This window comes from Streptomyces sp. AC555_RSS877, assembly GCF_019049245.1.
In the GTDB taxonomy this organism is placed as follows: Bacteria; Actinomycetota; Actinomycetes; order Streptomycetales; family Streptomycetaceae; genus Streptomyces.
On record NZ_JAGMUK010000001.1, the window covers coordinates 149435 to 163372 of the forward strand.

General features: G+C 66.6%; 11 protein-coding genes and 1 pseudogene. All 12 read right to left on the bottom strand.

The genetic code is table 11. The features are described from left to right. Positions 1 to 91: 91 nt before the first annotated feature. The 12 genes and pseudogenes from KUM49_RS00670 to lepB all read right to left on the bottom strand — a co-directional run bounded on the left by KUM49_RS00670 (position 92) and on the right by lepB (position 13867). Complete coding sequence (locus KUM49_RS00670; RefSeq protein WP_374200115.1) at positions 92 to 1378, bottom strand: hypothetical protein; 1287 nt, start codon at positions 1376 to 1378, stop codon at positions 92 to 94. Between the two features lie 139 nt (positions 1379 to 1517). Next, the gene (locus KUM49_RS00675; protein WP_217234650.1) at positions 1518 to 1937 is read right to left on the bottom strand and encodes a hypothetical protein; all 420 of its coding nucleotides are present in this window, start codon (positions 1935 to 1937) and stop codon (positions 1518 to 1520) included. Beyond that, positions 1934 to 4018: a hypothetical protein gene (locus KUM49_RS00680; protein ID WP_217234651.1), complete on the bottom strand. Its 2085-nt coding sequence runs from the start codon at positions 4016 to 4018 to the stop codon at positions 1934 to 1936. Before KUM49_RS00680 ends, KUM49_RS00675 begins: the two co-directional genes overlap by 4 nt. Further along, the gene (locus KUM49_RS00685) at positions 4015 to 5922 is read right to left on the bottom strand and encodes a hypothetical protein (RefSeq protein WP_217234652.1); all 1908 of its coding nucleotides are present in this window, start codon (positions 5920 to 5922) and stop codon (positions 4015 to 4017) included. The genes KUM49_RS00680 and KUM49_RS00685 overlap by 4 nt, the downstream gene beginning before the upstream one ends. Beyond that, positions 5919 to 7304 carry a site-specific integrase gene (locus KUM49_RS00690; RefSeq protein ID WP_217234653.1) on the bottom strand — a complete coding sequence of 462 codons (1386 nt, stop codon included), beginning with the start codon at positions 7302 to 7304 and terminating at the stop codon, positions 5919 to 5921. The genes KUM49_RS00685 and KUM49_RS00690 overlap by 4 nt, the downstream gene beginning before the upstream one ends. 735 nt (positions 7305 to 8039) lie before the next feature. Next, on the bottom strand, positions 8040 to 8840 hold the full coding sequence (locus KUM49_RS00695; protein ID WP_308406526.1) for a PRC and DUF2382 domain-containing protein: 801 nt from the start codon (positions 8838 to 8840) through the stop codon (positions 8040 to 8042). Positions 8841 to 9410: 570 nt separating this feature from the next. Beyond that, positions 9411 to 9764, bottom strand: a complete 354-nt coding sequence (locus KUM49_RS00700; protein WP_217234655.1) for a hypothetical protein — start codon at positions 9762 to 9764, stop codon at positions 9411 to 9413. Between the two features lie 835 nt (positions 9765 to 10599). Then, positions 10600 to 11705: pseudogene (locus KUM49_RS00705) on the bottom strand (YifB family Mg chelatase-like AAA ATPase); the annotation flags it as partial. 1 nt (position 11706) lies between these two features. Next, positions 11707 to 12078 (bottom strand): YraN family protein, encoded by a 372-nt coding sequence (locus KUM49_RS00710; RefSeq protein WP_217234656.1) that lies wholly within the window; start codon positions 12076 to 12078, stop codon positions 11707 to 11709. Positions 12079 to 12211: 133 nt separating this feature from the next. After that, positions 12212 to 12520 (bottom strand): DUF2469 domain-containing protein, encoded by a 309-nt coding sequence (locus KUM49_RS00715; protein WP_217234657.1) that lies wholly within the window; start codon positions 12518 to 12520, stop codon positions 12212 to 12214. Between the two features lie 56 nt (positions 12521 to 12576). Further along, on the bottom strand, positions 12577 to 13101 hold the full coding sequence (locus tag KUM49_RS00720) for an NUDIX hydrolase (protein ID WP_217234658.1): 525 nt from the start codon (positions 13099 to 13101) through the stop codon (positions 12577 to 12579). After that, positions 13091 to 13867 (bottom strand): signal peptidase I, encoded by a 777-nt coding sequence (gene lepB / locus KUM49_RS00725; protein WP_217234659.1) that lies wholly within the window; start codon positions 13865 to 13867, stop codon positions 13091 to 13093. Before lepB ends, KUM49_RS00720 begins: the two co-directional genes overlap by 11 nt. Positions 13868 to 13938: the final 71 nt, after the last annotated feature.

A 13938-nucleotide genomic window follows, 5' to 3' on the forward strand; every position in this document is an offset into this window, starting at 1 on the left:
CCGTGCTTGGGTTCGTTCAACCTGGCGAGGCTGCGGCCGCCAATCGGGGTGACCGTCGAAGCCAGCCGCGCCCGCTCACGGTCTCGGAAGGTCACTCGGGATCAGGCTCTGCCAGGGCCACGAGCGTCTGAGCCAGGCGTCTCATCGGGTCCCACTCGCTTCCGATAGCGCCCTCGCCGACTTCCGCGGCTCGGAGCATCTCCTTAATGCGCTCTTGGACGTAGGGCTTGTTGACGAGTTCGCCTTGGTAGTCGTTCATCGAGTCGTTGTGACCCTTCCAACGGACTGGGATCAGCTTCCCGTCGGTTCCGCGCAGGCAGTCTTGTCCGAAGTAGAACTCCACGGAGCAAGCACGACCCGCCACGTCGTCGACGGAAGCGCCTGAGGGGCCGAGGGTCGGATAGGCGTGCGCGTAGTCGAGGTCGGGCAGCCTGCAGACCGCGTAATGGTCAGGCAGAGGTGTGCCGGCGAGTTGCTTCTCAGCTAGGCGCCCTGCTGTGTCGTCGTCCAGGATCCCGATCACTCGGTTCATCACGCCGGCAGCTGCGAAGCTTCTCATGTTCTTGACGACTTGATCGGTGCCACCAGCGGCCTTCGTAGTCTCGATGTCCCAAAAATTGAAGTATCCGGCGATTTCAGGACGGACCAGCCTAAGAGCGCGGGGTAGGACCTGCGCGTCGAACTTTCCCTCGGTGATCACGATGATGGGGCCTGTATTCGCGGTGATGAAGCCCAGCTCGCCGAGGGCTTGAGCGGACAGGTCCTCGAAGCTGCTGCAGTAGCCGGCCGCCAGCAGATCTGACAAGTCCATCGTCAGCACGGCCTGAGGGTCTTGGTCGTAGAGAAGAGCACTCAGAATAAAGCGAGGATCGTCAGTGCCGTCTTCAAAGTAGAACTCCAGCTCATCAATGCAATTCAATTCCACCAGGTCAAGGTCCTCACCCTCCTCTTCCTCCTCTTCCTCTCCCTTGAAGTCGAGCTCATGGTGCGCGGTGCACCCCTTGATGTAGGCGGCAAGCCCAGTGAGGATCACCTGCTCGCATGACATCTCGTGAGGTGTCCCCTGAACTCCGTGAGCTGGGCTGACGAGGAGGATGTTTTCGTCCATCCCATTCTCCCTCAGCTGCGACCTGCGGATCTCTGCCATCGACCGCACGCTGGCCTCGGGTGTGAAGCCCATGAGCTTCAGGCGGGCGAGCACGGTTGCGACTGTCGTGCGATAGCCAAAACGATCAAGCGTATCGACGTCATCGCCCCCCTCCGCAAACACCTGAAGCTCTGGCGGGAGCTCTTGACCCGAGGGGACCTGGTTGAGCTGGTCGACGCCCTGAGCCCAGTCGTCCTGCATGTACTTGTCTTCTTCTTGGAAGACGGTCATGAGTCGGGACGGAAAATCATTCTTTCCGGACAAAATCTGCCGTTCTCCCAGCAGCAGTCGCCATCTGTCTCCCATGAGCGCCTCCGTCTCAGTGCCGACAGCGAGTCATGGTGATGATGCCAAGGATGGTCGACGCGAGTCATAGCCTCCGACGCTGCCGACCAAGCTGACGTCGATCGGCAATCGACGAGACCCTCGCTTGGATCTCCAGCGCATCCTGCATCTTGGCAACACGCAGAGCCAGGTGTTGGATCTGCGCCGCCGCCAGGGCGAGCTGGGTGTTCAGCTCGCGGTTGCGTCGGCGGAGCTTCGCGTTGCGAGCGACGAGCCTGTCGTGCTCGGTCGGCCCGCTGCGCAAGGTGGTGGGGGCGGCCCGATGATCGGCGATCTCTCGTGCGATCTCGGGGTAGCGCCGACGGAAGGTGGTGTTGGTCAAGCCGAGCCGGCGGGCCAGCATGAGGACGCTGGGGGCGGTGTTGGTCTCGCGGCAGCTTTCCAGCACCTCCTGGAGGTGTTTGCGGACCAGCGCCTCGGGGAGGTCGGGGACTCGGCGGGTCATGCCCGGATGGCCTCCTGCCCGTTGGATGTCAGGAACTCGACGACCTCAGCCCGCCGGTTCTGCAGGAGTTGCAGAAGACGGGGAGCCAGGGTCGGCCGGGAGCCGAGCCGTTTGTCGATGCGGGCGATCTCTCGCTGCCAGGTAGCAACGTTCTCCGGGGTGAGCGCGACGTTGCGGCAGGCCAGAGGCAGGCAGCCCCCGTGCGAGGGCAGTCCCTCGCTGTTGCCGCGGCGGCCCTTCTCGCAGAGGGCTTTGGCCGGGTCGTTGACGCAGGTGATGTACTCACCGGGATAGATCGCCGGATCGTGCCGCTTCATGATCCTCTTCAGGCGGTGCTTGTCCAGGGCGACTTGGCCTCGGAACTGAGCGCGGTCGCCGAAGTCCTTCAGCCGCCGGGCAGCCTCTTCCGCCGAAGGACCCGCCAGATCAAGGTGCTCGTGAGCGTCGATCATCTCCATGAAAACCTCGCCGCGAGCGATGGCCTGCTCGCTTTCGACCTCGGCCCGGAAACCGGAGTCGCTGGTGCCGGCATAACCCTCGAACATTTGAATTGAGTGATGCCGGAACTGCAGGGCGCCTGCGATGACCCCACCTGGGCGCCGGGCGATGAACCAGGCCAGCGTCCGTCTAAAATGGCTGGTCTTGAGCCTGATCCGTTGGCCAGGACCGGCTGCGATGGTGTCGGTGCGGCCTCGACCAGCACAAAGGCGGTTCACGAACGCGGCGAACTCATTGAGGTGCTTGTTGGTCGCCTTGTTGCCGAGGGCCTCGTTGTCACCTTTGTGAGCTCCGCAGCCGTGGAGGAGACGGCCGAACAGGAAGGCCTCGGTCGATGGCTGGAGCTGTTCCAGGACCTTGATCGCGCGAGCGACGGCTGCGCTGACCGTCCAGGTCGCCGGGACGCCTGCGACATCTTCCTCGCCCTTGAACGCCAAACTATTGAGTCGCCAGCGATAGGGGCGGCCGTCTTCGTCGTACTTGATCTCCAGAGACCCGCGCTTGATGTGCTTGACCTCGCTGTCCCGCATGCCGCTGAGGAACGCGATCACGATGTAGCAGGCGGCCTGGAGATGACGGGCCAACCGGGACAGGCTGTTGGCCGTGGTGTGGTGAGTGGTGATCGATTCAATCCAGGGCTCTCCGTCCAGCCGCCCCTGAACGTTCTCGATGAATGCGCTGTCCGTGACACCGACGATGGCCGTTGCGGCATCGACGGCCCGGCGGTATTGATCGACGGCAGCTCGGTCGCAGTCCAGCACGCGTGCGAGGTAGGCGATGTTGGGCTGCCCGCCACGACCAGGCAGAGGACGGCCGGCGGCGATGTGCTGATCGAGCAGACCCTGCAGTCGGGCAGGAACGCTGCCACGAGCCGATCTCCGACTCGGGCCGCGCATGCGGGCTTCTCGCCATCGCCGGTCCGCCTCGAAGATGTCCTGCGCGAAGTCGTCGATGAACCGCAGCGCCCAGACCACCAGCGGCCCCAGGACATCCTCGGGCAGTCGGTCGGTGTCGTTCTCACCGTGCCGGACCTGCTTCGACTCGCTCCAACCCTCCAGGTCGAGCGGGTTGAATCGCAGTGCGTCCACTCCCAGGTGTCGACGCCAGCGCCATAGCAATCGCACGGCTGTCCGGGATCGCTCACGCTGTGCGTGATGGTTCGGGAAGCGGGCCAGAAGGTGCTTGCGGTAGCCGTCGAGGTCGCCGGGCGACAGCTCGGACAGTTCATTCCGCTCTGGTGTCCACCTGCGGTCGAGCCACTTTAGAAACCGCTTTATCTCGGTGAACTTGCTGCGGATAGTCGTGATCCCCGGTGCCTCCTCGCCATCCGGCAGCTCCAGGGACAACAAGGCATAGAAGAGCCGCTTGGCCGCGGGCCGGAACCGCTGCGGGAGTGTGGGGAAGTTCAGGATCAGGGCATGCTCGTGGGCCTTGAGCCGAGCGGGGGTCAGCTGCCAGATGTCGTGGCTGTAGCGGGAGGTGTCCTCCAGCCTGATGCCGGATCGCAGCTGACGGCCGTGCAGGACGTACGGATCCTTCAGCGTGACGGCCGTGGGGTAGGAGGCGAAGGTGGCAATGCTCATGGCTGTTCCCAGGGGGCTTCGACCAGGTCGAGGAAGGCATCGGGGAGGGGCTGCTGGCGTACTTTGTCGACCTCCGCCGGGGTGAACTTGGCGAGGATGTCGCGCCGGACGGCGACCCAGGCGGGCCCGTAGCGCTTCCACCAGGTGTCCTCGCTCATGCGCTCGCGCATGACGCCCAGGGCGTCCAGCAGGGCCAGGAGCTTCGGCAGATGCGTCCGGGTGACAAGGCAGTTCCCGCAGTGGAAGCAGGCCAGGAAGGAGTCGCCGCAGGTGCTTCCCGTCTCCGGGTGGTGCTCGTAGTCCTCGCAGGCCGTCCAGGCGGTGTCCAGTCCGCCGTCGGCAAGCTCCCGGGCTGTCTGCGGGGCGAGCCCGGCATCTTCGAGTTGCTGGGGTGACTCGGCGTCCGTGATCACAGTGGGTTCGCCGCGGCGGCCAACCGCCGCCGCGTGTGCGTCCCAGGCCGTCTGTTCAGCGTCTGCGAGGGCTTCTGTGATCACTTCTTCGGCCCACTCGCGGGTGGCCTCATCCGGTTTGAGGTAGTTCGTGAACAGCACCTGGGCCGTGTTGCTCTTCGTGGACGAGGGCAGATGCCCACCGAGCTGCTTGGTGCGGCGGGCGTCGACGCTGGTCTTGATCTGGTTGAAGGTCACCTTGAGCGGCGTCGGTCCGGTGTCAGCCGACTCCTCCGCCTGGTTCTTCTTCGTCTTCGCCGTGGGCGGCGGGTCCGCAAGGACCGGCTTAGGCCGAGTGGCGGCCCATTCAGACATCGCGATGCGGCCGCCGTCGTGGAGGTCGGACTCGAAGGGAGCGAAATGCTCGCCGCGGCCCCCGATCACCGCGGTTCCGTTGCGCCAGATGCAGAAGGCCAGGGATGATCCGCAGATCTCCCGGCTGCGTGCGGTCAGCTCTAGCAGGAGGAGATAGAGGCCGCCGGGCGTGTGCAGTTCACGCTCTTTCGGACCGATCTCCCAGGTCAGCGTGTCGAACCACTTCCTGGTCCCGCGTCGGCGTTTGACCACCACAAGCTCGACCGCCCGGTCCTCCAGGATCCGGTGCTTGGCCGGCAGCTCCTTGAGGGTCTCCCCGTTGCGCTCGGTGACCAGGGCCAGCAAGGCCATCAGCGGGGCCAGGTCCCTCCAGGTCAGGAACAGGTGAGAGGCGAGATCGGCCCTCCGTCGACGATGCGAAAACTCAGCCGACACCGGGACCTCACCGGTGGTCGCCATCGTGGTCAGGACCCCCGACAAGTCCCGTTGCCCTGGTTCCACGTTCTCAGGGGCGGCACGATGCTGTCGCACGAGCAGTTCACCCGCCCGGATCCGCCGGGCGATGCGAGCCGTGTCCGCCCTTGCAGCCGCGGTCAGCCGGTCCAGTTCACCGTGCGAGTAGCCGCCGACCCCACCCCGCGAGGGCCTGCGTAACCGACGTGCGAATGCATCCCCGGCGTCAGCAGGTAGCCGACTCTGCAGACGGTCATCAGCGAACTGCAATTTCAGCTCAGCCATGTCGCTGTACTTCGTCTGCGGGGACGTGCCACTGCGGCCGTGGAAGGCATCCACATGCGCGCGGGTCAGCTCGTCCGGAGTCGCTGGCGGCGATTCCGTCGAGGCCAGGAAGCCGGTCCAGTTCTTGATCGCTCGCCAACTGGTCTTGGTGCCCGCCAGTGTGCGGATGCCGCCGCTGGGGCCGATCCGCCGCGACATCGCCTCGGCCAACAGCGGGTGCCAGCCTGGCATAGGCAGTTCACCGACGTCGTAGCTCGCGCGGCGACCGTCGTCCCCGTGGAAGTCGACGATCAGGCTCCCTGCGATGCCTTTCCGGACCGGTGCGGGCGACTCGTAGCCGTCCGGCGGCAGGCTGGACGGACGGCCCGGACCGGTGCTGCCGCGCCCCCGTCGCGTCATGCCCTCACCTCCGCTTCCTCAGACAGGTCGTTCGGCGGCTTCTCGTCCCCGAGGGCGCCGAAAGGCGTGTCGCGGGGGTCCTCCCAGGTGTCGGGGACCAGCGCCATGCGGGTCTCCATCTCCAGTTCCTGCAGGGCGTGCAGGTAGATCAAGGTCGACAGCTGAGAGGTATGTCCGAGTCGGCGGCGGACCCAGTCCATGGGGTCACCGAAGATCCGCTGGTAGTGCAGCCGCTGGGCCTCGTTCATGTCACCGAGCGCGGCGATGTGCCCGCGCTGGAGCTGTTCGAGGGTGATCACCGCGAAGGTGTGCCGCAGGAGATGTGCGTGGGCGTAGAGGTCGAGGCCCTGTTCCTCGCAGCGACGGTTGGCATCGGTGAACATGTCCTTCCAGGTCGACAAGGACAGCGGCATCCCGCCCTCACCGAGCCAGAACATCGCCGGCTCCAGACCGTCCTCGGTGTCGATCAGCAACCGCTGACGCTCGCGCGGATCAAGCAGCCGGGTGTCGACCTTCTCGCCCCGGTTGATGCCGCTCGAGTACTGGGCCAGGTGAGGCCGCTCCGGATCGAAGATCACGATTGGACGCCGGATCTTGTCGTAGCGGCCCGCAGCGCGTGCCTCCTCGATGACCCACCGCCGGTCCTCGTCCGCGTAGGCCGTCAGGTCCCGGCGGACCGAGGCTGGCTCGTAGACCCAGCGGGCCGAGTTCCGCTTGGCGATCACCGCGGGCAGCCAGGACTTGCTGTAGCCGGCCGGGCCCGGCCCCACGGGAACCTCCGTGACCAGACGGCTGGCCTGCTCTTCCAGCCGCAGGCCGGTGCGAACCGTGGAGTCGCTGAAGGTTCCGTTGCGTGAAACCCACCGGCCGCGGAAGTTATCCCGGGGCAACCCCTCGCGGTCATAGCCGAGGACACCGACATCCCGCCAGCGCCGGTAGGACGGTGCGGGCAGCCACTCCACGACCTGGCCGCCCACGTCGTGGGCGTAGGTCGCCGGCACCCTCCTCTCCGCGCTGTCCGGCTTCGGGCGGCGCCCGCCCTTTTTCTGCTCGTGTTCGTCGCGCGGTGGCCGCTGCGGGATCGGCACCTCCGGCACCCACAGCTTCTTCTTCGCGTAGAGGTAGAACTGCTGCAGGTGGGAGACCTCCTGGCTCCACGTATCGCCGTCGACTCGCGGCCCGCGAGGATCGCGACGCCGCCAGTAGTGGTAGGCGGTGTGGTCGGCCTCGGTCGCGTCCCGCCAGTCCTTCCCGCCCCTGCTCTGGTGCAGGAAGTTCAGCTTCCGGCAGAGGGCCGACGCGCGGTTGATCTGGCTGTTGAGCGGACCCTCTATGAGGTTCACCTGATGGAAGTACGAGTTCAGGTCGGTGTCGTAGACCAAGCACGGCGACAACAGGTACGGCGTCCCGTCGGGAATGCCCAGGTCGTCGAGCCATAGCTCCCACTCAGTCAGAGAAACTCGCAGGTGCCAGGGCTGGGGTTCAGGCTGCGGCAGGTCTCGCGAGCTGTAGTGGACTGACCAGGCACCTTGTCTCAACACCCGCGGACCATATAGGTCCTGATCAATCGGGCGACTGCCGGAAGTGCGGCGTGGTCACGCACTGGATGGTCGAGAGGTGGCGGCGCCGCTCTTGTCGGCGGTGCCGTCTTCCCTCGGCGTCAGCCAGGGGAAGTGCGCGCCGTGGTGTAAGGCGGCGATGAACACGCTCCGCAGTTCCCAGTGCAGACCGGCCGTGGAGAGTGGCCTGCTTGGGTGAGGCGACCACGAACTTATGCGTGGTACCGGCCGCCACAGCCACAACCTGTAGCAGGAGCCGTTGTCGGTCATCACCCCTTCTAGCGTGACACCGCAGGCCAATTACCCCGCGCAGCAGCGCCCACCAGGACTTCTTCAACCTCTGGTTGAGAGCGTACGGCGCTTTGCGCTCCACCTCCGGAGGCCGGGCCGAACCTCCCCGGCCTCTCCTCGCGGCTGTACGCATGAGGGCGCCGCCGCTGCTCGCCCGTTCTCAGGCCCGGGGCCAGCCTGGTGAGCAGTGTCGCGTCTGTGTCGAGGCTCGCGGACAGAGTGAGCATCGGCGGGAACCACTGGGCGCAGCGTTCGTGCGGGGCGCGGTCAGGGGCGGCGGCGCTTGCCTTGCTCGTCGTTTTCCTCTTCCGCCTCGATGCGCTCCTTGGGGACCTCACCGGTGACGGTCTCCTCATCGGTGACGGTCTCCTCATCGGTGACGGTCTCCTCATCGGTGACGGTTTCCTCATCAGTGGTCAAGCGGACCCGTTCCTCGGGCACCGCCCTGGTTTCCACCACAGGCGCTTCCTCGTGGGGGGTGACCTCGTGTTCCGCCTCCACGATGTCCGGGCCGGCGTCGCCGCGATTGGCGTCGGTGATCGGCTCGCGCTCCACGCGGACCTCTTCGCGCCGTACGGGTACGGTCCGCTGCTGCTCCTCGGTGACCACGTATTTACGCAACCGCGCGCGCCCAGCCTCGCGGCGTTCGACGCCGACGCGCATCTCCTCCTCGGAGCGTGTGACCGCGTCGTCGGAGTGCGTCATCGCGCCCTCGGGGGTGACGGCGGTCCGGCCGACGCCGGACTGCTCCTGCGGCCAGGCGGCGCCCCAGTCCAAGCCGTAGTGCTCGTACAGACGACGCTCTTCCTCCTCCGATAGGAAGTCGCCTGCGTGGACATCGACATTGGGTGCGTCCTTGACCTCATCCCTGCGGTAGGGGACCTCAAGGTGGTCCTCGACCACAGTGGCGTTGCGAACGGGGATGAAGGACTCGCTGGTCCCGAACAGGCCCGTCCCTACGCTCACCCATTCCGGCTCGCCGGTTACATCGTCGAAGAAGACGTGCTTGGCGTCACCGATCTTGTTGCCATTCGCGTCGTAGACGGGGTGATCCAGCACTCCTTGTATTTGCTTGAGGGTGAGGGACGAGCGGAATTGGGTGAACCTGCGATTACGGGCCGCTACCGTTCGGCGGGTCGATGCCTTGTTCACGGCTTGACCAAGGAGGTCTGCTAGCTCTTCCGAGCGGCTCCGATCGACTCCGCGTGCAAAGACATCACGGAGAACCGGCGCCCACTTGGCCTCCCACTCGGCAAGTTCCTTCGGTGAGATGCGAGGCTTGACACCCTTGACGAGGGACTGCCGCGCTTGTGATTGCGCCGTGCTAGACATCGTCGAGCCACCTCTCCATGAGAGCGATGACCTCCTCCGGGACTCCTGCGCACATCAGGCACTCACCTCTTAGATCGATCGTAGCGGTGAACCCGGTCCACGCGCACTCCTCAGCCTTGTCCAACTGGTCATGTGCTGGTAGCGCCATGATCTGCTTGAAGTTCTGACACTTCTGTACCCACCTGATCCAATGGTGCTGAGCCCAGGTTCGATCATTGTTGTGCCGATGCAAAAGATCCTTTGCGAGCTTGTCCAAGTGCGGCATGCCAGACTCTTCGAGTTCTCGAAGGCTGCGGATGTGCCGTCTCATTGTCCAGCTCCAGGGGTACCACCGGGACCGGGGGGCTGCTGGGATGCGGCGATGCCGAGTTCTTCTTTGATCGCTTCAGCGGCCTGCCTGACCGTGATGCCTGTCATACGGCGCTCCATCACATACCCCACCGCTTCACCAGCCAGCGCACCGATAAACGCAGGCACTACCAGCCAGCCCGTGATCCACACCACCCAGCCCATCTCAGGGTTCCTGACGTCCTGGTCGTACGGGGGCGTATTCGACAGCAAGACGTCGTAGGTGATGCGCCCGCCGAGTAGCCACGCCCCCAGCAGCAAGATGACTGCAAGCAAAAAGAGCATTGGCAAGAAGTCAATGAGCATCAGCACGGGGAAGGGGTATGTCCGCCTGCCTGACCAGTACCTGATCAAGAACTGCACCCACCGTGGCCTGGGCTTCGACATACGGGAACGCTATGCACTCCCCGCTCGGGCGGCATACGCAGAGAGCCAGCCGGGTGAGCGCTCCCCATCTCGTCGTGCGCTCTTCCTGGCGCCGACTCTCACGGGCGGTGTCGGCTCAGCCCACGCCGGTCGTCGATGCGCGAGATATTCACCTGGCCCTCAGGCGCCTCCTGCATCCGAGCGACACGAAGAGCGAGGTGCTGGACCTGTGCAGCAACAAGGGCAGGCTGAGCGGTCAGCACACAGTTGCGTCGGCGGAGCTTCGCCTTGCGAGGCCCGCTGCTTCTTCTTCGCGTAGACGTAGAACTGCTGCAGGTGGGAGACCTCCTGGCTCCACGTATCGCCGTCGACTCGCGGCCCACGACGATCTCGGCGTCGCCAGTAGTGGTAGGCGGTGTGATCGTCGCCGGTCGCGTCCCGCCAGTCCTTCCCGCCCCTGCTCTGGTGCAGGAAGTTCAGCTTCCGGCAGAGAGCCGACGCGCGGTTGATCTGACTGTGCAGCGGACCTTCCGTGAGTTCACCTGATGGAAGTACGAGTTCAGGTCGGTGTCGTAGACGAGCACGGCGAGAACAGGTATGGCGTCCCGTATGGAATGCCCGGTCATCGAGCCACAGCTCCCACCCATCCGGGCAAACCTGCAGCTGGCAGGGTTATAGCTCCGGCGTCGGCAGATCCCGCGAGGTGTAATGAACTGACCAGGCACCTTGTCTCAACACTCGCGGGCCGTACAGCTACTCGGTCACTGACCGAGCGTGCACAAGCCAGCACCATCAGGAACCGCGCCGGGAAGCGCACCACCCCCGCACTGCGGGCGATCACGACATGGCCCGCCTCCAGGGGCTGCCGGAGGGCGTCCAGGGCCCGACTGCTGAATTCGGGGTTTCGTCCAGGAAAAGAACACCTCGGTGTGAGAGGGACACCGCGCCGGGCCGGGCAATGCCGGGACCCCCACCGACCAGCGCCTGCATCGTCGCCGAGTGGTGCGGGGCGCAGTAGGGCGCGACGTCGATCAGGGGCTTGCCCGCAGGCAGCAGGCCCGCGACCGAGTGCACCGCAGTGACCTCCAGCGACTCCTGGCGGTCGAGTGGCGGCAGGATGGCGGGCAGCCGCTCCGCGAGCATCGTCTTGCCCGCGCCGGGCGGTCCCTCCAGGAACAGGTGATGTCCGCCCGCCGCGGCGACCTCCACGGCCGTCCGCGCCGACGTCTGGCCCACGACGTCGGCGAGGTCGTGGTCGAGCTGTGCGGCACCCACGCCGTGCATTCCCGTGGCCGCGCCGGTGCCCGGCACCCGCAGGCCGGCCAGGAGCGGGTCGGGGCGGCCCACCTCGTCCGGCTCCTCTTCCGGCACCGGCTCGTCCGCGAGGACCGCGATCAGCTGCCGCAGACTGCGCACTCCCAGCACGGACACACCGGGCACCAAGGATGCCTCGGCGGCGGCGCACTCCGGCACCACCACCTGCTCGTAGCCGGCGTCCGCCGCGGCCAGTACCGCCGGGAGGATGCCCCGCACCGGCCGCACCCGGCCGTCGAGTCCCACTTCTCCGATCATCACGATGTCGGCGAGCACCCGCGGATCGATCCGCTCGGCCGCCCCCAGCACCGCAGCCGCGACGGCCAGGTCGAACCCGCTGCCGCTCTTCGGGACGGACGCCGGGCTCAGGCCGACCGTCAGCTTCTTCTGGGGCCATGAGGCCCCCGAGTTGACCACCGCGGCCCGGACCCGGTCCCGGCTCTCCGTCAGGCTCTTGTCCGGCAGTCCCACCAGGGTGAACGCCGCGACCCCCGGTTCCAGGTCGGCCTGGACCTCGACCACCACGCCCTCGACGCCCACCAGCGCCACCGAACACGTACGTGCGAAACCCATCTCAGGCCACCCCCCGCACATGCTCGACCGCGGGTGCGCCGCGGCTGGGCAGGACGACTCCCACCACGTCGATGCGGACGCCTCCCGGCGGCGCCCCTCCGTGTGCGTGGATCCAGCGTTCGGCCAGGCCCCGCAGGCGCTGCGCCTTGTCGGGGGTCACCGCGGCCATCGGGTGCTCGAAGAGCCCGGCCCGCCGCGTCTTGACCTCGCAGACGACCAGGACGTCGCCGTCCCGCGCCACGATGTCGATCTCACCGGTCCTGCCGCAGCGCCAGTTGCGCTCCAGGACCGTCATTCCGGCCTCCGCCAGCCGCCGCGCGGCCAGTGTCTCGCCGTACTTGCCGAGTGCACTGCGTGCCTGATGCGTGTTCATGTCGGCACCACCTCCGGCGCCAACCGTCACGCAACCGCCCCCAAGAAGTGGATCTTGGTGGACTACTCGGCGGTTGTGGAAAACCCCGTCACCCCGGCGGGGGAAATCTCAGCGGACCGACCCCGGGCCGGCCTCAGCTGCCCGGCATCTCCAGGTCACTCTTGTTCAGCTCCTCGATGTTCACGTCCTTGAACGTGAGCACTCGCACCTGCTTCACGAACCGAGCGGGCCGGTACATGTCCCACACCCAGGCATCCGCCATGGACACCTCGAAGAACACCTCACCCTGGACCGAGTGCACCTGCATCTCGTAGTCGTTGGTCAGATAGAAGCGCCGCTCGGTCTCGATCACGTATTTGAACAGTCCGACGACATCGCGGTACTCCCGGTAGAGCTTGAGCTCCATCTCGGTCTCGTACTTCTCGAGGTCCTCGGCGCTCATGGCATGTTCCCCTTCAGCCGTGCGATCCCACCATTGTGCGCCAGTCCCGCGAGCCCCTAGACGATCTCGGTGTCCAGGGTCACGGGCCCGGCCGGGGGACCTTCGTCGAGCAGCCTGCTCAGCAGCTCGGCGAGTCTGGTCGGATACACCGTCTCATGTGCCTGGCTCAGTTCCCGACACGTCCACCAGCGCGCTCCGGCGACACTGCGCCGTTCCAGTTCGGTCAGCCCTCTGGCCTCGGTGACCGTCTGGGTCGTACGGGCCAGGTAGTACCACTCGTCCTGGTCCCAGCGGCGACCCGCGAACGGGAAGGAGCACATCCGCCGCCACAGGACCGGGCCGAGCTCGACCTCGGTGATGCCGGTCTCCTCGGCGAGTTCCCTGAGGGCGGCCTCCTCACGAGTCTCGTCGCCCTCCAGGCCGCCGCCGGGCGTGAACCACCAGTCGTCGGCCGGGTCGTCCGGCTCGTGGCCGTGAAGGAGAAGGATGCGGTCATCGGGGTCGAGCAGGACGACCCGGGCAACCTTCCGCAGACCGCCCTCGTACGAGTCCCGGCCCGTGTCCGGCGCCTCAGCGGGCACCGGCCGGCTCCGTCCGCGTCCGGGAGCGGCCGCCGAACAGCTTGGCGACCGGGCCGTACGCGCCACCGCCGAGGACGAGCACGCCTCCGCCGACGATCAGCGCGACGATCGTACGGAGCGGACCCGGTGAGGACAGCGCGCCGAGCGTCTCGAAGCCGCTCGGCCGCTCCAGCATGCCGTTCATGGGCCAGACGACGGCGTCCACCCGGGCCGACACGGCGCTCTGCGCCACCGTGCCACGGGCCGCGTCGCTGAGGTGGGCGGTGGAGTCCAGGGAGCCCGCTCGCTCGTCGCCCAGCAGGAACAGCCGGCCCTCCGGAACCTTCACGGCCGCGAAGCCCGTGATCTCGGCCGCGCTGCCCGCGGGCAGATACGGCTCGTCGATCTGCTTGCCGTTGACGGTCAGCTTGCCCTCGGTGCAGCAGGCCACGGTGTCGCCGCCGACCGCGACCACCCGCTTGACCACGGGGGCGTTGGTCACCCAGCTCTCGTCCGTGAAGACGACGACGTCGCCACGGCGTATCTCACCGCCGTCGATGCGCTGGGCCAGGACCCGGTCGCCGGCGTCGATCGTCGGCGTCATCGAGCTGGTAGGCACGGTGTACGGGCGGTAGGCCACCGCTGCCCAGGCGAAGCCCCCGAGGAACAGCACAAGGCCCAGTGCGACGGCCAGTCCGGACAGTCTCTGTCCGGTCCGGCTGCCCACCGGGCCCGTGTCCGTGCCGCCGCTGCGCGGGGCTGTACGCGTCGTGCTCTCGCCACCCATGGGTCCGCACCCTACCCGGCGGTACCTGACCCGGTCAGCCCTTCGGCCCCGACCAAGGTCACAAGCTGTAC

Excerpts from the sequence above, each read along its gene's own strand:
- KUM49_RS00680 (WP_217234651.1), bottom strand. The coding sequence starts at position 4,018 with ATGAGCATTGCCACCTTCGCCTCCTACCCCACGGCCGTCACGCTGAAG.
- KUM49_RS00710 (WP_217234656.1), bottom strand. The coding sequence starts at position 12,078 with ATGAACACGCATCAGGCACGCAGTGCACTCGGCAAGTACGGCGAGACA.
- KUM49_RS00715 (WP_217234657.1), bottom strand. The coding sequence starts at position 12,520 with ATGAGCGCCGAGGACCTCGAGAAGTACGAGACCGAGATGGAGCTCAAG.
- KUM49_RS00685 (WP_217234652.1), bottom strand. The coding sequence starts at position 5,922 with ATGACGCGACGGGGGCGCGGCAGCACCGGTCCGGGCCGTCCGTCCAGC.
- KUM49_RS00675 (WP_217234650.1), bottom strand. The coding sequence starts at position 1,937 with ATGACCCGCCGAGTCCCCGACCTCCCCGAGGCGCTGGTCCGCAAACAC.
- KUM49_RS00670 (WP_374200115.1), bottom strand. The coding sequence starts at position 1,378 with ATGACCGTCTTCCAAGAAGAAGACAAGTACATGCAGGACGACTGGGCT.
- lepB (WP_217234659.1), bottom strand. The coding sequence starts at position 13,867 with ATGGGTGGCGAGAGCACGACGCGTACAGCCCCGCGCAGCGGCGGCACG.